The sequence below is a fragment of the Trinickia sp. genome, from assembly GCF_051953405.1.
In the GTDB taxonomy this organism is placed as follows: Bacteria; Pseudomonadota; Gammaproteobacteria; order Burkholderiales; family Burkholderiaceae; genus Trinickia.
In genome coordinates, this window is sequence record NZ_JBQCIV010000151.1 from 1 (window position 1) to 15,650 (window position 15,650).

The 15,650-nt window shown below is 62.6% G+C and carries 17 protein-coding genes; 7 read left to right on the forward strand and 10 right to left on the reverse strand.

What is annotated here, in order from left to right:
- A partial coding sequence (locus ACTHN9_RS27285) for an IS607 family transposase (protein WP_440539946.1) occupies nt 1–219 on the reverse strand: 219 nt, incomplete at its 3' end.
- A 23-nt stretch (nt 220–242) separates the two neighbouring features.
- Nucleotides 243–881: an alpha/beta hydrolase family protein gene (locus ACTHN9_RS27290; RefSeq protein ID WP_440539947.1), complete on the reverse strand. Its 639-nt coding sequence runs from the start codon at nt 879–881 to the stop codon at nt 243–245.
- 180 nt (nt 882–1,061) lie between these two features.
- On the opposite strand from ACTHN9_RS27290, the gene ACTHN9_RS27295 reads away from it, so the two are divergent.
- Nucleotides 1,062–1,796 (forward strand): transporter substrate-binding domain-containing protein, encoded by a 735-nt coding sequence (locus tag ACTHN9_RS27295; RefSeq protein ID WP_440539948.1) that lies wholly within the window; start codon nt 1,062–1,064, stop codon nt 1,794–1,796.
- A 7-nt stretch (nt 1,797–1,803) separates the two neighbouring features.
- On the opposite strand, the gene ACTHN9_RS27300 is transcribed toward ACTHN9_RS27295, so the two are convergent.
- Nucleotides 1,804–2,379: a hypothetical protein gene (locus tag ACTHN9_RS27300; protein ID WP_440539949.1), complete on the reverse strand. Its 576-nt coding sequence runs from the start codon at nt 2,377–2,379 to the stop codon at nt 1,804–1,806.
- A 90-nt stretch (nt 2,380–2,469) separates the two neighbouring features.
- Here ACTHN9_RS27300 and ACTHN9_RS27305 point away from each other — a divergent pair, with 90 nt between their 5' ends.
- Entirely contained in the window at nt 2,470–3,090 is a 621-nt protein-coding gene (locus ACTHN9_RS27305) for a hypothetical protein (RefSeq protein WP_440539950.1), read from the forward strand.
- Between the two features lie 40 nt (nt 3,091–3,130).
- Here the strand turns inward: ACTHN9_RS27305 and ACTHN9_RS27310 are convergent, their stop codons facing one another.
- From ACTHN9_RS27310 to ACTHN9_RS27320, 3 genes are all read right to left on the reverse strand, one after another.
- Nucleotides 3,131–3,772 carry a nucleoside/nucleotide kinase family protein gene (locus ACTHN9_RS27310; protein ID WP_440539951.1) on the reverse strand — a complete coding sequence of 214 codons (642 nt, stop codon included), beginning with the start codon at nt 3,770–3,772 and terminating at the stop codon, nt 3,131–3,133.
- Between the two features lie 231 nt (nt 3,773–4,003).
- Nucleotides 4,004–5,332 (reverse strand): NAD(P)/FAD-dependent oxidoreductase, encoded by a 1,329-nt coding sequence (locus ACTHN9_RS27315; protein ID WP_440539952.1) that lies wholly within the window; start codon nt 5,330–5,332, stop codon nt 4,004–4,006.
- 133 nt (nt 5,333–5,465) lie between these two features.
- The gene (locus tag ACTHN9_RS27320; protein ID WP_440539953.1) at nt 5,466–6,080 is read right to left on the reverse strand and encodes a cupin domain-containing protein; all 615 of its coding nucleotides are present in this window, start codon (nt 6,078–6,080) and stop codon (nt 5,466–5,468) included.
- Nucleotides 6,081–6,234: 154 nt separating this feature from the next.
- On the opposite strand from ACTHN9_RS27320, the gene ACTHN9_RS27325 reads away from it, so the two are divergent.
- The 5 genes from ACTHN9_RS27325 to ACTHN9_RS27345 all read left to right on the forward strand — a co-directional run bounded on the left by ACTHN9_RS27325 (nt 6,235) and on the right by ACTHN9_RS27345 (nt 11,433).
- On the forward strand, nt 6,235–7,158 hold the full coding sequence (locus tag ACTHN9_RS27325; RefSeq protein ID WP_440539954.1) for a 2-hydroxyacid dehydrogenase: 924 nt from the start codon (nt 6,235–6,237) through the stop codon (nt 7,156–7,158).
- A 182-nt stretch (nt 7,159–7,340) separates the two neighbouring features.
- Nucleotides 7,341–8,471, forward strand: coding sequence for a DSD1 family PLP-dependent enzyme (locus ACTHN9_RS27330; RefSeq protein WP_440539955.1), 1,131 nt, complete (start codon nt 7,341–7,343; stop codon nt 8,469–8,471).
- A 200-nt stretch (nt 8,472–8,671) separates the two neighbouring features.
- Nucleotides 8,672–9,340, forward strand: coding sequence for a haloacid dehalogenase type II (locus ACTHN9_RS27335; RefSeq protein WP_440539956.1), 669 nt, complete (start codon nt 8,672–8,674; stop codon nt 9,338–9,340).
- 30 nt (nt 9,341–9,370) lie between these two features.
- Nucleotides 9,371–10,105, forward strand: a complete 735-nt coding sequence (locus ACTHN9_RS27340) for a cupin domain-containing protein (RefSeq protein ID WP_440539957.1) — start codon at nt 9,371–9,373, stop codon at nt 10,103–10,105.
- A gap of 2 nt (nt 10,106–10,107) precedes the next feature.
- On the forward strand, nt 10,108–11,433 hold the full coding sequence (locus ACTHN9_RS27345; protein ID WP_440539958.1) for an NAD(P)/FAD-dependent oxidoreductase: 1,326 nt from the start codon (nt 10,108–10,110) through the stop codon (nt 11,431–11,433).
- 74 nt (nt 11,434–11,507) lie between these two features.
- Here ACTHN9_RS27345 and ACTHN9_RS27350 read toward each other — a convergent pair whose 3' ends face one another.
- From ACTHN9_RS27350 to ACTHN9_RS27365, 4 genes are all read right to left on the reverse strand, one after another.
- Nucleotides 11,508–12,743, reverse strand: a complete 1,236-nt coding sequence (locus ACTHN9_RS27350; protein WP_440539959.1) for a M20 aminoacylase family protein — start codon at nt 12,741–12,743, stop codon at nt 11,508–11,510.
- A gap of 38 nt (nt 12,744–12,781) precedes the next feature.
- Nucleotides 12,782–14,239 (reverse strand): aldehyde dehydrogenase family protein, encoded by a 1,458-nt coding sequence (locus tag ACTHN9_RS27355; protein ID WP_440539960.1) that lies wholly within the window; start codon nt 14,237–14,239, stop codon nt 12,782–12,784.
- 76 nt (nt 14,240–14,315) lie between these two features.
- Nucleotides 14,316–14,723 (reverse strand): helix-turn-helix domain-containing protein, encoded by a 408-nt coding sequence (locus tag ACTHN9_RS27360; RefSeq protein WP_440539961.1) that lies wholly within the window; start codon nt 14,721–14,723, stop codon nt 14,316–14,318.
- A 107-nt stretch (nt 14,724–14,830) separates the two neighbouring features.
- The coding region (locus ACTHN9_RS27365) for an oligopeptide/dipeptide ABC transporter ATP-binding protein (RefSeq protein ID WP_440539962.1) at nt 14,831–15,650 on the reverse strand (820 nt) is incomplete at its 5' end.

Consider the following 15,650-nt stretch of genomic DNA (forward strand, 5'->3'; position numbering starts at 1 on the left):
GCAGTAGAGTTCGAGCACCTGCTTCTGCCGCTCCAGATCGTCCTTCTGGTCGTGGCTGGAGACGCGGGCATAGGCCACGGTGCGGCGCTGCGCGTCTGCTTCGGCGCGGAACAGTTCAGGCTTGAGCTTGGCAAGATCGTAGCGGCGGTGGCCGCCCGCCGTGTGTTCGGCGACCAGCCGACCCGATGCCTCCCAGCGGCGCAGGGTCGTGATGGACACACCCAACACCGAAGCAGCTTCACCTATGCTAACCAATCTTTCCATATTGGAGAGATTAGCATAGTTATGCACAGATTCGGCACAAACTGTTCAAGCCCTCTCACATCCGGAGGGTTTTCCGCACCGAATACCAGCGTATTCCAGCCGCCCATGCTCTTGCCCGCGACGACGATCTTCGAGGGATCGATTCCCGGCAGGGCTTTGACGTAGTCGAGAACCTTGCGAATGTCTTTCGCCGCATCAATGCCTATCGCCACCACATCGCAACCGTGCGGCGCGAGGTGTCCGTAGGAATCCGCATAGCCGCGCATCATCGGCATGGCGATGGCGTAGCCGCGCGACAGGAAATACCATGGAATAAACTGATCGCCGACGCGCGGCGCGTTGGCCGGATCATGCGATGCGCCATGATTGAGGAGGACCAGCGGGTAAGCACCGCCGCCCGCGGCGTGCGCCGGCATATAAACGGTCACTTCCAGGCTGATCGGTGGCGAGGCTTGAACCGGCACGCGAAGAATCTGTTCGTTTAGCGGCGCCTCCGGTTCGAGGCTGGCGTCCGTCGATAGCGGCGCCGCGATAGTCGCCCGCGGGAATAGGGAAAGAGATGCCATAATCAGAGCCCCCAGAAGAAGGGGGACGAAAAACTTAAAGCGTTGTGTCATCTAACGGTTTGTGTGGTTTTTTCGTGGCGCATGCGGCGCCGCGCGATCTCGGATGCTCGCCCTCTCGCGACGCGGCGGCCATGCATTAGCCGCCGATTTTAGGGCATCCTCGAGAAATGCATTTGCAGCGAATTCGCAGCCCACTATATCGATCAACCGATTTATTCCAACGAGGCCAGAATGGATGTCACGATTGCGTACATTGAAGAACCGCCTTTCGGCTGGACGGACGATGCGCAAGGCATAACAGGCGCCGATATCGAGCTGGCGGAAACGGTGCTGAAGTCGATCGGAGTCGCGCGTATCGCGTATCGCCGTACGACGTTCGATGCGCTGCTGCCCGGTGTTCAATCGGGGCGCTGGGACATGAACGTCCCGCTTTTCGTCACCCGCGAGCGCGCATCGCAAGTCGCGTTCAGCGTTCCCGTGTGGGCCATCGGCGACGCGTTTCTGGTCCGCGCAGGAAACCCCAAAGGCCTCGATAGCTATCGCGCGGTCGCGGCACGCGATGATGCCCGCCTCGGCATCATCGCCGGGCAAGTACAACATCGGTCCGCTCAGGTCGCAGGCGTGCGTGACGATCAGCTAGTCGTATTCCAGGAACAAGCCGAAGCGGTCGACGCGCTGTGCACAGGCGCGATCGACGCATATGCAAGCACCGCCGTGGGCAACCGGATCCTGGCGGCGCGCATCGGGACCGCACCACTCGAAGCCGTCGAGCACGGCCCAGCTCAAGTCGAGGGATTGCATGCCCCGCTCGGCGCTTTCTCGTTCAGTAAACACAACGGCCGGCTCCTCGGTGCGATGAACGAACGCCTGCGGTCGTATTTGGGGTCGGCCGATCACCTCGCTCGGATGGCGAAATACGGGATCACCGAACGCGAAATCGGATCAGCGATTGCCGCGTCACGCTAGACGAGCATCACCGCCGCGCCTGTGCCAGCGCGGTTGCGAAGTCGCCGTTACGATAGGCGACGCGCACGGCCTCGGCTCGGGCTGCGGTCTCCTCTCGGGAAGGACATCGCCTGAGGTTGACCGGCAGTCGCGGCAACGGAGCGAGTTGCGCCCGCAGTCGGCTTAGCCATTCGATGAGCGCGCCATCGTTTAAAGGCGCTGCACCGTTCAATATCGATTGCGCGAGGTCCATGGCCCATTGATTTCTGGGGGCCGTTCTTCGCGCCGTGTCGAGACCGCTCAAATAGCGAGCATCCTGAGACAACGCCGCGAGTAACGAACCCCAAACCGCGCCACGCCATCCGAAATGCTGCGCCAAGTCGGCCATGAGTTCGCTGCCGAATGCCGATATGTTTTGCAGACAGACGTAGTGAAAATCCAAGGGCTCGCACCGAACGTCGGGGTACGCGCTCAGCACGTGTCCCCATTCATCGCCCGCCTCCACCGCACGCTTCAAAAAGCGCTGAGCCGATGCCGGCCTCACAACCAGTTCGAAAGGCACAGGCAAAATCAGGCGTTCCGTGTCCGAAAACAAGTAATGCACGACGCATCCTTTCCTTTCAATGACCTCAGCGGCCTCGTTTTTGACGATTGCCGGTGATATATTTGCAGAATTCGAAGATTACACCAAGCAATGAACTCGGGCGATAAAACGATCTACAAGCAAAACACCCTGAAACGCTATGTCAGAGTCTACTTCTGGTCCGGCTTAGCGTTGATCCTGTGCACTGCACTTATTCTTGCCGCTCTGTTCAGCCCAAAACCGTTATGGGAATCGGTCGGCAACACCTACAAGAGCCCGTCCGGTTACGAAATGCTCGTGCTGCTGGCGTACGGAATCTACAGCGCAATCCGCGCCGTTGCGCTACTGCGCCACGGGATGTGGGTATCCGAGCAATCGTTTTACGTGCCGACGGTCGAGCAAACGCGTGCGCTGTCTTTCCTATCCACTTTCGCGGGCGAGGCCGCCAGCCCCCTTCGATTCGATGATCTTTCGACGCGCCTTTATGGCGAATTTCACCTCGACATCGCACCCTACACGTTCGAAGCGAGGGAGATCGCTCAGACGAGGACGGGCCTACGGCTCTATTTCAACGACTCGACCTGCGTCATCAGCAGCGTTAACGGTTCGAACGATGCCGAGCGGGCATTTCTCCGCGCGTTCGTTACGCGAGCAGCCGCCCTTCGGCCCGATTTAACGATATCGCCGCGGTTAGCGGCCTATCGCGGAGAGACGGCGGCCGCCCAAGCCTAATCCCCGTATCCCCATCGCGCCCGTACCGGGCACCGGCGATTCAGAAATTGGCGACGACGAACCGCGCCGCCACGCTCCGCGATAGCACGAGATCCGCATTGGGCAGGTCATTGCCATCGAGCTTTTCGCGCACGGCCGCCTCGTCCATCCCGTACCCTTGCCAGCGGGCCGCTAGGCGAGCGATCAGCACGTCGCGCGGAACGTCAAGCATCACGGTCACGTCGAAATGCCGTCGCAACGGCACCCAGGCCGGATCGTCGAGCAACAAATAGTTGCCCTCGACCAAGATCAGCCGCGCGGATCCGGGAATGATCTCGGCGCCGGCGCGCGCAATTTCGAGCGAGCGATCGAACACGGGGACGGCAATATCCTTGCCGCTATCCGCGCCGAGTCGCTCGAGCATCGCCTCGAGCCCGTCGACATCGAACGTATGCGGCGCCCCTTTGCGCGCCCGATCGCCGCGGGCCTCCAACACGCGATCGTCGAAGTGATACCCGTCCATCGCGAGAATGCGAGCAAAGCCCGGACGTGCGCGGTTCAAACGATCGAGCAACGTCTCGACGAAGGTGCTTTTCCCCGCCCCCGGAGCGCCCGCTATGGCTACCAGCTTGCGTTGATCGACGTTCATCCCGAGCAAATACTCGGCAAGCTGGGCGGAATCGATACGATGTTCGTTTTTCATGGCGCGGTTGGGGACACTCGTTTCCTTTCGAAACGGCTTCAGCGCCAAACGCCTTCAGCCATCGATACGATCCGGATCGACGCGAGCCTCGGCAGCAGCAGCGCAATTCACCCTGGGGGGGGCCGATTCGTCGATCACGACGCACAATAGCAGAAACGCACGCAGAAACGCAGGCAGAAGCGCAGAAACCGCTCCCCGCAGAAAAGCCGCGACGCCTCGCGGCTCTCGCTGTCACATCATGTCCGGAACCTTGATCGAAGTACCGTCGGTGAAGCGGCTCAATCGGTAAGGCGAAATATCCATCGTCGGTTTTGCGCCCGTTGCCATATCGGCCACGATCTCTCCCGCCGCGGGGCCTAACGCAAAGCCATGACCGCTGAATCCCGTGGCGACGTAAAAGCCCGGAAGCGTCGCGATATCGGAAATGATGGGAATCAGGTCGGGCGTGGTGTCGATCGCCCCGGCCCAAACGTGCGCTATTCGCAGGTCGGCCAACTGTGGAATAGCGCGCCTAACGTTATCCAAAGCAATTTTCACGAACTCGAGATCGGGCTTCGGGTCCAGCACGCGGCAGCGTTCGAACGGCGAGACCTCGTCGAATTGCCACGCCGCCGATGCCTCGGGACCTTCGAACCAAGGTTTGGCGAGCCGGTACTTGAGCTTTTTGCCGAGGTCGTTTCGATAATTGCGGTAATACCTTAGCGCATAGGTCAAGCCAAGCGGTGCTAAGTCGATCCGACCGAAACCCGGAACAGCCAAGGTGTATCCCCCATCCAAACGGCGACGCAGCGCAAACCCCGGGCCGCTAAAGCAGCCGTTGATCGCGTTCGGGGCAGCGCAGGTACGCATCGCCGTTCCGATCACATTGACGGCAGGCAGATCGATGCCGTGACGCTTGCAAAAGCGTGAACTCCACGCGCCACCCGCGCACACCACCGTGCTCGCTTTGATCAAGCCGCGCTCGGTCCACACGCCGCTCACGCGTCCGGCACTGAGCTCCAAGCCGCGCGCCGCGCAGTGTTGGTACAGCAATGCGCCGCGGCGCTTCGCCGCTTCGGCAAGCGCCGGCGCGGCGCGCGATGGCTCGGCGCGTCCGTCGTCGGGCGACCAGACGCCACCGGCGTACTGCGGACCGCCCCGGGGCACGCGGCTGTTCACCTCGGTCGAACTGAGCATATGGCTGACAAACCCGATCTCGCGCGCTCGCTTGCACCAAGCATCCCATTGCGCGATGCTCTTTGCATCGTTGCTGGCGTAAAGAATGCCTTCGCGCCGAAAGCCGAGATCGATCTGGATTTCATCTCGCAACTCGCTCCAACGACGAAGGCTGCGCATGGCAAGCGGCAATTCGAAGATGTCGCGGTTCTGCTGGCGAACCCAGCCCCAGTTGCGCCCCGATTGCTCCCCGCCCACGACGCCCTTGTCGATCAGTGCGACAGAAACGCCGCGTCGCGCCAATTCATAGGCGGTGGATGTCCCGACGATTCCAGCACCGATCACGACGACATCGGCTGCGCCTGAAAATTCGGACGTGTCATAGACTTCATCGACTCTAAGCATCTTGAACTTCCATCGTTCGAATGGCCGAGGGCCACCCATTCAAGCCACGGCGTCCAAAATGAAAAAATACGGGATGCGTTTCATTATAATGAACGATCGTCACATTGCCAGCGCCCAAAACGAGTAGGAGGAATCACAAATGGACGACTGGCGGCAGCGTGCTCATCACCCACAACACGCGCGCCATCTCGCCGCTTTCGTTGCGCACGCTGTGCGGTACCGTGCTTTTGAACTGGAAGCTGTCGCCGGCGCGCAGCACGGCACGGCGATCGCCGACGTTCAGCACGACCGTTCCCTCGAGCACCAGCCCCGCCTTCTCGCCCTCGCCGACAAGCACTTCGTCCGAGCCCGCACCCGCCGGCAGCAGGATGATCATCATCTTTAGATCATGATCCCCGTGCGGCGAGAGCAGCTCCTTTTGCATGCCGTGCTTACCCACGTCGAACAGCGGCCGCGCGGTTGCCTTGCGCACGAAATCGCCGGCCACCGGGTCCGATACGGCGTCGTCCTCCTCCAACAATGCAGTAAGCGGTACCGACAACGCCCGTCTTAGACGCTCGAGAATGCGCACCGAGGGGTTCGCCTTGTTGCGCTCGACCTGACTCACCGTACCGACAGACACGCCAGCGCGCGCGGCCAGCTCGTTGATGGAGAGCCCTTGCTCGATGCGCAACGCTCGCAGCCGCGCGCCGACATCGGCATGATGCGGTCCGATTACGCCATTCTTCTTTGCCTGTACTGGCTTCATGCAGACCCCTGTCGAAACGGCTCAATGCCTTTTCCGCGCCTGTTGCGCGCGACTGAACAAACGAAATCGCTTGATCATTATATTGAATACTGCCATATTTCGCTGAGCGTTCGGCAGTGTTCGGCATCATGATCAGGCGATGGGGTAAGCGACGATGGCTGTGCTATACAAGTCCGATCCGGTGCGAGGGGCAATCTGGGCCGAGCGCTTCGCTCAGCGCGCGCCCGACATGGCGTTTCGCATGTGGCCGGATATAGGCGACCCAGCTGCGATCCGCTATCTCGTTGCCTGGCAGCCGGATGATCTCGCCGTCACGCTGCCCAACCTCGAAGTCGTGTTCTCGATCGGCGCGGGCGTCGATCAGCTCGATCTCACTCGTATCCCTGCGCATCTTCCGGTCGTACGCATGATCGAGCCGGGCATCGTCGACGGGATGGTCGAGTACGTGACGGAAGCGGTACTCGCCATCCATCGCGACCTGTTCGACTATGCACTACAGCAGCAAGCACGCGTGTGGAAGCCGATGCCGCTGCGGCCGGCCGTCTCGCGGCGTGTCGGCGTACTGGGGCTCGGCTTGCTAGGCACCGCCGTGCTGCAACGACTGCGGCTCTTCGGTTTTACATGCGCCGGATGGAGCCGCTCGCGGCGAGATATCGAAGGCGTCGAATGCTTCGCTGGCGATACCGCACTCGATGCATTTCTCGCGCGCACCGATGTCCTGGTCTGCCTGCTGCCGCTTACCGACGCGACTCGGGGTTTGCTCGCTCGACACGTTTTCGCCGGGTTACCGAAAGGCGCGTCGATCGTGCACGTCGGCCGTGGGCAGCAGCTAGCAGCAAGCGATCTGCTCGATGCAATGGACGCAGGCCACATCCATAGTGCTGTCATCGATGTGACCGATCCGGAGCCCTTGCCCTTCGATCACCGGCTTTGGATTCAACCCAGGGTGCGCATCACACCGCATATCGCAAGTGCCACGTGCGCCGTCACTGCCGCCGACGCAGTGCTGGAGAACCTGCGCCGTCACCGGGCGGGCAAGCCGATGATCGGCGAGATCGATCGGGCGCGCGGATATTGAGGCGATCGAATCGCTGCTGCCGCGCGGGGCGGCACGCTCGCCAACCGCGTATTTAATCCGACTTAACGCACGCTTTATCCGCCGTTAAACACGAATGCTCGGTCCGCTTCTATAGTGGCTCATCCGAAGGCGCGATACCGGCAGCGGATGCCGGTCGCGCGATGAATCGACAGGAGCCACAGATGAAACTCGAATCGTTGAATACGCCGGCCGCACTCATCGATGTCGCACGCATGCATCGCAACATCGAACGGATGCAGCAACGCATGAATGCGCTCGGCGTGAGCTTCCGGCCGCACGTTAAGACGAGCAAATGCGAGCCGGTGGTCAGGTCGCAAATCGAGGCCGGTGCACGGGGCATCACCGTTTCCACACTTAAGGAGGCCGAACAATTCTTCGCCAGCGGCGTGCGCGACATCGTCTACGCGGTGGGTATCGCCCCTACAAAGCTCCCGCGAGCGCTCGCGCTACGCCGACAAGGCTGCGACCTGAAGATCGTCGCCGATAGCGTCGCCTGCGCCGAGGCCATCGTCGCGTTCGGCCGGGAACAGGAAGAACGGTTCGACGTGTGGATCGAGGTGGACGTGGACGGCCATCGTTCAGGCATCGCACCCGAGGACGACGCGTTGATCGCAGTTGCAAGCACCCTCTCCGATGGCGGCATGCACCTCGGCGGTGTGTTGGCGCATGCGGGCTCCAGCTACGACTACGACACCCATGAGGAACTCGTCCGCATGGCCGAACAGGAACGCTCGCGCTGCGTGCGGGCCGCCGAGCGCATTCGAGCAGCCGGCCTGCCGTGCGAGGTCGTCAGCATCGGATCGACGCCGACGGCGCTAGCCGCCGAACATCTGGAAGGCGTGACGGAAGTTCGCGCGGGCGTCTACGTCATGTTCGATCTCGTCATGCATAACGTAGGCGTGAACGACACGTCGGAGATCGCGTTGAGCATATTGACGACGGTGATCGGCCACCAGCGCGAGAAAGGCTGGGCCATCGTCGACGCGGGCTGGATGGCGATGAGCCGTGACCGCGGTACCCAGCGCCAAAAGCGCGATTTTGGCTATGGACTCGTTTGCCGCGAAAACGGGGAAGTGCTCGGCGAATATCTGATGAGCGGCGCAAACCAGGAGCATGGCATCGTCTCCCGCTCCGGTGCGCCGGATCACGAGATCGAGCAGCGGTTTCCGATCGGGACGCGTCTGCGCATTCTGCCCAACCATGCGTGCGCCACGGGCGCACAGCATCCTGCCTATCAAGCCGTGAGTCCCGACGGAAGCGTCGAAACCTGGCCGCGCTTCTATGGCTGGTAAGGAACGGCAGGAACTGCCGCGACGCCGCTCAAAATCGCGTGAAAGCGATCGTTTGAACCAATCAATTCGGCGCATTTGCAGACTCGATCCTGCTTAAATTTCACCTGCGGACATTGCTTTCGGCACTTGCCTCACGCGGCTCGCGGCGGGCACCCGATTCCAGCGTCCCTCGGGACTCATCACTCAACGAGACAGAAGACATGATCGACTTCGAACCGAAATTCATCTCCTTCGATTGCTACGGCACCCTCGTCAACTTCCGCATGGCCGACAAGGCGCGCGAAATTTACGGCAACCGCCTGCACGGCGAAGCCATGGAGAACTTCGTCAAGCTATTCAAGGCCTTTCGTCTCGACGAAGTGCTCGGTGACTGGAAGCCCTATCGCGATGTCGTCATCAACGCCGTCCGCCGCACGTGCGAACGCACCGGCGTGCCTTTCGCCGTAGCCGAGGCCGAGCAGTTCTACCTGGCGGTGCCGACATGGGGGCCGCATCCCGACGTCCCTGAAGGCCTCTCGCGTCTCGCCAAGAAGTACAAGCTGGTGGGACTGACCAATGCGGACAACGCGCAGATCATGAGCAATATCGAAAAGCTCGGGGCGCCGTTTCATGCCGTCATCACGGCGGAAGACGCTCGCGCCTACAAGCCGCGCATGCAGGGCTTCGAGTACATGTTCAAGAAACTCGACGTCCAGCCTCATGAAATTCTCCACGTCTCGTCCAGCCCGCGCTACGACCTCATGACCGCGCACGACCTCGGCATCGTCCACAAGGCGCACGTGCTGCGCGGCCACGAACCCGAAGCGCCGGCCTATGGCTACACGGCGGTCAAGAGCATCGTCGAACTGGCCGAACAGCTCGGTTTGTAGGCCTTCGTCGACGCAAACATAGGAGCCATCGTGACCGTCGCATTCGTATTGCACCGCGCGCAAGGCGCGCCTCTTTCGACCCCGTTCCGCAAGGCAGCGTTCGGCGATAACGACCCATTCGCGCGAAATCGGGAGATCGCTTGGGAAGGCCCGGATGCGATCGCCGCCGGTCGCATCAGCTTCATCGGCGAGATCGACATATCGAGCTTTCCTCACATCGAAACCATGGTGGTCGCTGAAGGGAGCGTCACGCTGCAAGCGGATGGGATGACGCCGTTGGTGCTAGGCCCCGGCGAAGGCGCGGTGATCGGCCGCGGCACCGCGCTGCGCGTGACGGCTCAGTCTCGCGCGGTTTTCGCGTTCTGCGCCGCCGCCAGCGAGGGCCCGGCGCAGGGCGGCCTCGTCCCCTTGCGCGCCGACGCCGACTTCAAGCCATCCGCCACCTTGCCGCCGGAGGTGCTGCTCAGCCCGGCTCCAGAATGCCGCAGCCACAATGTCTTCACCGATGAAGATGCACAATATCAAGCGGGTACCTGGGATTCGACGCCCTACTATCGGATCGTTCGCCCGCATCGCGTAAACGAGTTCATGCATTTGCTGGCCGGCAGCGTGCGGTTCGCCGCGCCCGACGGCAGCGTGCTGTCGCTCGCCGCCGGCGATACGCTCTTCGTGCCCAAGGGTGCTTCGATCGGATGGGAAAGCAACGAGCGAGTGGCCAAATTCTACGTTACGCAAACCGTCCGGGTTCCCATCGCACGAGATTGACCATGTCCCCTCCGCTGCAACACATTCCAACTTCGCCCACGCTGCCGGCCGCCGCTGACGTCGTCGTCATCGGCGGCGGCATCATCGGCGTGTTTGCCGCCTACTACATGGCCCGGCGCGGGGTGTCGGTCGCCCTCGTCGAGAAAGGCAGGATCGGCGCCGAGCAGTCGAGCCGCAACTGGGGCTGGTGCCGCCAGCAAAATCGCGACGAGCGCGAATTGCCGATGGCCAGTAAAAGCCTCGATCTGTGGGAACGATTCGGCATCGAATCCGGCGAAGACACAGGCTTTCGTCGCTGCGGGCTGCTATATCTGAGCAATGACGACGCGGAGCTGTCCCGTTGGGCCAGTTGGGGCGAGTTTGCAAAGACAGCAGGGGTCACGACGTATATGCTCGACAGCCGGCAAGCTGCGGAGCGGGGAAAGGCGACGGGCAAAGCGTGGAAAGGCGGCGTTTTCTCGCCCACCGACGGCACGGCGGACCCCGCGAAGGCCGCCCCCGCCGTGGCGTCCGCGCTCGTAAAACTCGGTGGCAGCGTCACGCAACAGTGTGCCGCGCGCGGCATCGAACTCGAAGGTGGCCGCGTGTGCGGCGTCGTGACGGAAGCCGGCGTCATCAAAACCCGGACGGTCGTGCTCGCCGGCGGCGCATGGGCATCCGCGTTCTGCCGTCAGCTCGGCATCCGCTTTCCTCAGGCGTCGATTCGACAATCCATTCTTAGCGTGGCCCCTATCGAACAGCGCTTGCCGGATGCGTTGTTCACCTCGGGCGTATCGATTACCCGCCGCAATGACGGACGCTATGCACTGGCCATCAGCGGACGGGCGCGCGTGGACGTGACGCCGCAGTTCTTGCGGTTCGCACCGCAGTTCCTGCCCATGTTCGCCAAGCGTTGGCGCAGCTTACTTCCCGGGGGCATGGAAGGCGTTCGCGGCGGTCACGAAACCTTGAAACGGTGGCGGCTCGATGCGCCCACACCGATGGAGCGAGTGCGCATTCTCGATCCGAAGCCCGATCGGGCGACGATCGCCGAAACGCATCGCCGCGCAGTCGAGCTGCTGCCCGAACTTCGCGAAGCGAAAATCACGCATGCGTGGGCCGGTTTTGTCGATAGCACGCCGGACGGCGTGCCGGGTATCGGCGAAGTGCCGGACGTGCCGGGATTGATCTTGGCCGCGGGCTTTTCCGGTCACGGCTTCGGCATCGGGCCCGGTGCGGGACACTTGATCGCGGATCTTGCCACCGGAGCGCAACCGATCGTGGACCCGATGCCGTATCGGCCTAGCCGATTTGCGCAGTCCGCCTGGGGCAAGGTCGCCGATTTTTAGCGGGCGATCGCGCGACCGAAGCGCGCGCCGGAGGCTTTTCCGAGCGCGCGCTTTAAAGATCGAAGTCCCAAAGATTAAGGCCGACGCACAGCCCTTAGGGCGGTGTCGAAGTAACGCTGCGCCAAAGCAACCCAATACCGCACGCCGGCGGGAATGATGTCGTCGTTGAAATCGTAACTCGGGTGATGCAAAGCCGGCGAGGCACTCCCCGTAGGCGCATTCCCGATCAGCACATAGGCGCCGGGCCGCTCCTCCAGCATGAAACCGAAGTCTTCCGATGTCATGTTCGGTGCAATGCCGCTATGAAGGCGTGCTTGGCCGAACGTGTCGCCGATGACCGCTTCGCACAGGGCTGTCTCGGCCGGCGTGTTGATCGTCGCGGGATAGTACTGAAAGAACGTCACCTCGGCTTGCGCGCCATAGGCGGACGCGAGCCCTTCGCACATGCGCTGAATGTCGCGCTGCAATTGCTGTTGCAACGTGGTGGACAGCGTACGAATCGTTCCGCGCAACTCGGCGCGATCGGGAATGACGTTGTCCGTATTGCCTGCTTGGAACATGCAGACCGAAACGACGGCAGGATCCACGGGATCCTTGTGCCGCGCCGCGATCGTCTGACACTGGAGCACCATCGAACACGCCAACGGTACCGGATCGAGGCCCAGATGCGGTTGTGCCGCGTGAGCGCCTTTGCCGGCCACCGTGATTTTGAATCGGGAGCCTGCGGCCATGATCGCGCCCGTTCGCAGGCCGAAATGTCCGGCGGGCAAACCGGGCCAGTTGTGCATGCCGAATACCGCTTCCGTCGGAAATTGTTCGAACAGGCCGTCGTCGATCATCTTGCGCGCCCCCGCGCCGCCCTCTTCGCCAGGCTGAAACACGAAGTGAACCGTACCGGGCAACGGCGGCAATTGCTTTAGTATGCGCGCGGCACCGAGCAACATGACGGTATGACCATCGTGCCCGCACGCATGCATGACTCCATCGGCGCACGACGCATGCGCGAAGTCATTCGCTTCTCGGATCGGCAATGCGTCCATATCGGCTCGCAGCACGATTGCCCGATGGGGGTCGACACCCGGCAAACTGGCAACGACGCCGGTGCCGCCCAGCCCACGCGACACCGCGTAACCGAGCGCCTCGAGTTCACGCGCGACGACGTCCGCCGTGCGGCGTTCTTCGAATCGCAATTCCGGATGGGCATGCAGGTCGCGTCGCAACGTCGACCAATGCGCATGATGGGTGTCCAACGAAGGCTCGACGATGGCGGAGGGTTCCAATTCAAGTCCCTTTGACAAAGCAGATCGCATCGAACGCACGGCTTACCGCGCCAAACGTCGCTGCGGCCTCAATCGAAAAAACCCAGGATCGACTTCACTTCCGTGTATTCCTCCATGCCTTCGATCCCATACTCGCGGCCGTTGCCCGACTGCTTGTACCCGCCGAACGGCGCCTGCGGGTCCCAGGCCGGATAGTTCAGATGCACCTGGCCCGACCGGATTTTCGCGGCGACCGCGTGCAGGCGCGCCTTATCCTCGCCTTGAACGTGCGCGCCGAGCCCATAAACCGTATCGTTCGCGATGGCCACCGCTTCGTCCACCGAGTCGTAAGGAACAATGGCGAGCACCGGCCCGAAGATTTCCTCCTGAGCGATTGTCATATCCGTCCGAACACCGGAAAAGATCGTGGGCCGGGCATAGAAACCCCGATCGCATTGCGCGGGCCTTCCGGGGCCGCCTACGATCAACTTGGCCCCTTCGTCGATGCCGGCTTCGATCATCTCTTGCACTCGGCCGAACTGTGCCCGATTGGCCAGCGGGCCGTGCGTCGTCGCCTCGTCGAACGGATCGCCCACGATCATTTGTCCGGTGGCCGCGACGGCCAACGCTTCGACCCGGTCCAGCAGGTTGCGCGGCACGATCATACGCGTCGGCGCACTGCACGACTGCCCCATGTTCCTGAACGCGGCGGCCACGCCGAGCGAAACGGCGCGCGGCAGATCGGCATCGGGCAACACGATGTTCGGCGACTTGCCGCCCAGCTCCTGCGCAACGCGCTTGACTGTCGGCGCCGCCGCTTGCGCCACGAGCACGCCGGCGCGCGTCGACCCCGTGATCGACACCATATCGACCTGCGGGTGCGATGCGAGCGCGGCGCCGACCGTCGCACCGCTGCCGTTCACGAGGTTGAATACGCCCGCGGGAACGCCCGCATCTTCGATCACTTCGGCAAAGAGCAGCGCGCTTAGCGGCGAGAGTTCGCTGGGTTTCAGCACCACCGTGCAGCCCGCGGCCAGCGCGGGACCGACCTTGGCCGTGATCTGATAAATAGGCCAGTTCCACGGCGTGATCAGCGCACAGACGCCGATGGGCTCTCGCACGACGGCCGTCTTACCGCGCTGAACGAGGAACGGATAATTTGCCAGATTGTCGCGCGCGACGCGGATATGTTCGGCCGCGAGCGGCACATGCGCGGTGCGCGCATAGCCGATGGGCGCGCCCATCTCCGCGGTCAACGCCGCGGCGAACCACTCGGCGCGCTCGCGCATCAAGGTATGAATGCGGTCCAGCAGCGCGGCGCGCGCTGGCGGAGAAGTCTGCGACCAGCCGGCGAAGGCTTTGCGCGCCGCACGCACTGCCCGTTCGACGTCGCGCTCGTCGCCCAACGCAATGTCGCAGATCGCCTCTTCGGTGGAAGGCGAGACAACCGCTACGCGATCGGTACTCTCCGGCGCGACCCATGCGCCATCGATGAAAAACCGCTCTAACTTTCTCGCTTGCACCAAGCGAGCAATAGGTGATGTCATTGCAACGTATCCTCGAGTCGATACCATGCGCCTACGACCAGGCAAAAACCAAGGCTAGGGAAAGCTCAACGCACGCTCACAAGACGCCGTGCGTGCTCGGCCCTCTCGGCGCCACGACCTCTTTGGCGCAGCGATGGCCCGCGCTCGCCATCGCACGCTTGGCGCGCGCGCTGGTCACGAACATGGTGGGCGTCATCCCGCACAGCCGCTTGAAGTGTCGGCCGAAATGGCTTTGATCGAAAAAGCCGACTTCGGTGGCAACCGCCACACTGGGCACGCCGGCTAACAGCAGAGACTGCGCCCGCTCGATGCGCAAGCCGCACAAATAGCGATAAGGCGACGAGCCGAAACGCTCTCGAAATGCCGTCGCGAAACGCGACACGCTAAGCGCCGCGGGTGCGGCCATCTGCTTGAGCGTCAGCGGCTCCGCGAAATGTGCCTCGATGAACGCTCGCGCCTGGTCCAGGCCTTCTGTTCGCCTCATGTCGCACCTGCTTCGTCCTTGCGCACGGCCGCTCGCCGAGCGAAGCGGCCGAATGAAAACATGTCGAACGCGATCGGCGTCGCACCCGTTCTGAACGAATCGGCCGGTCATGCGGCGCCTCGTAGCGGCTGAATCGCTTTCAGCTCTTCCGCGGAGCGATGACACAGAATTTGCGCACCCGACGGCAGCGTTCTCAAAGGCGGCGGAACCGCATTGCATTTGCCGTCTACTCGCGCCGAACAACGCGTGCGGAAGCTGCAAAGCTGACCGCTCCCGGAATCCGCCGACAGCGGCGGCAGCGCACACGCGCCGATGTTGCGATGCGCATCCAACCAACCGCGCTCGAGGGCCGGCACCGAATCCACCAGCAAGCCCGTATAGGGATGGTGCGGCGGCTGATCCAAGAGCTTGCGCTGTCCCGCTTCCACGCGCCGGCCTGCGTATAACACCATGACGTCGTCGCAGATCGCGCGCACCGTGGAGATGTCATGGCTGATGAACATGTACGACACGCCCAGCTCGCGACGCAGCTCGCGCAGCAAGTCGAGAACCGCCGCGCCCACGACCGTATCGAGTGCCGATGTCACTTCGTCGCAAAGAATGAGCGAGGGCTCCGCCGCCAAGGCCCGAGCGAAATTCACGCGCTGCTTTTGTCCGCCCGATAACCCTCCGGGGCGTCGCGTCGCCGCCGATGCCGGCAGCTTGACTAGATCGAGCAACTGGGCGATACGCCGTTTCGCCTCGGCCCCGCGCAATCCCATATAAAACGCGAGCGGACGGCCGAGAATCTCCTCCACCGTATGGCTCGGATTGAGCGCCGTGTCCGCGTTCTGGAATACGAGCTGGATCCTGCGGTATTGGTCGGCAGTCCGACCGGACAGTTGCGAGGAAAGCGGCTGCCCCTCGAACAACACGTCACCGCTGCCG

What these genes read in the sequence shown, in the direction of transcription:
- ACTHN9_RS27290 (WP_440539947.1), bottom strand. Translation starts at nt 881, where the DNA reads ATGACACAACGCTTTAAGTTTTTCGTCCCCCTTCTTCTGGGGGCTCTG.
- ACTHN9_RS27295 (WP_440539948.1), top strand. Translation starts at nt 1,062, where the DNA reads ATGGATGTCACGATTGCGTACATTGAAGAACCGCCTTTCGGCTGGACG.
- ACTHN9_RS27305 (WP_440539950.1), top strand. Translation starts at nt 2,470, where the DNA reads ATGAACTCGGGCGATAAAACGATCTACAAGCAAAACACCCTGAAACGC.
- ACTHN9_RS27310 (WP_440539951.1), bottom strand. Translation starts at nt 3,772, where the DNA reads ATGAAAAACGAACATCGTATCGATTCCGCCCAGCTTGCCGAGTATTTG.
- ACTHN9_RS27315 (WP_440539952.1), bottom strand. Translation starts at nt 5,332, where the DNA reads ATGCTTAGAGTCGATGAAGTCTATGACACGTCCGAATTTTCAGGCGCA.
- ACTHN9_RS27320 (WP_440539953.1), bottom strand. Translation starts at nt 6,080, where the DNA reads ATGAAGCCAGTACAGGCAAAGAAGAATGGCGTAATCGGACCGCATCAT.
- ACTHN9_RS27325 (WP_440539954.1), top strand. Translation starts at nt 6,235, where the DNA reads ATGGCTGTGCTATACAAGTCCGATCCGGTGCGAGGGGCAATCTGGGCC.
- ACTHN9_RS27330 (WP_440539955.1), top strand. Translation starts at nt 7,341, where the DNA reads ATGAAACTCGAATCGTTGAATACGCCGGCCGCACTCATCGATGTCGCA.
- ACTHN9_RS27335 (WP_440539956.1), top strand. Translation starts at nt 8,672, where the DNA reads ATGATCGACTTCGAACCGAAATTCATCTCCTTCGATTGCTACGGCACC.
- ACTHN9_RS27345 (WP_440539958.1), top strand. Translation starts at nt 10,108, where the DNA reads ATGTCCCCTCCGCTGCAACACATTCCAACTTCGCCCACGCTGCCGGCC.
- ACTHN9_RS27350 (WP_440539959.1), bottom strand. Translation starts at nt 12,743, where the DNA reads ATGCGATCTGCTTTGTCAAAGGGACTTGAATTGGAACCCTCCGCCATC.
- ACTHN9_RS27355 (WP_440539960.1), bottom strand. Translation starts at nt 14,239, where the DNA reads ATGACATCACCTATTGCTCGCTTGGTGCAAGCGAGAAAGTTAGAGCGG.
- ACTHN9_RS27360 (WP_440539961.1), bottom strand. Translation starts at nt 14,723, where the DNA reads ATGAGGCGAACAGAAGGCCTGGACCAGGCGCGAGCGTTCATCGAGGCA.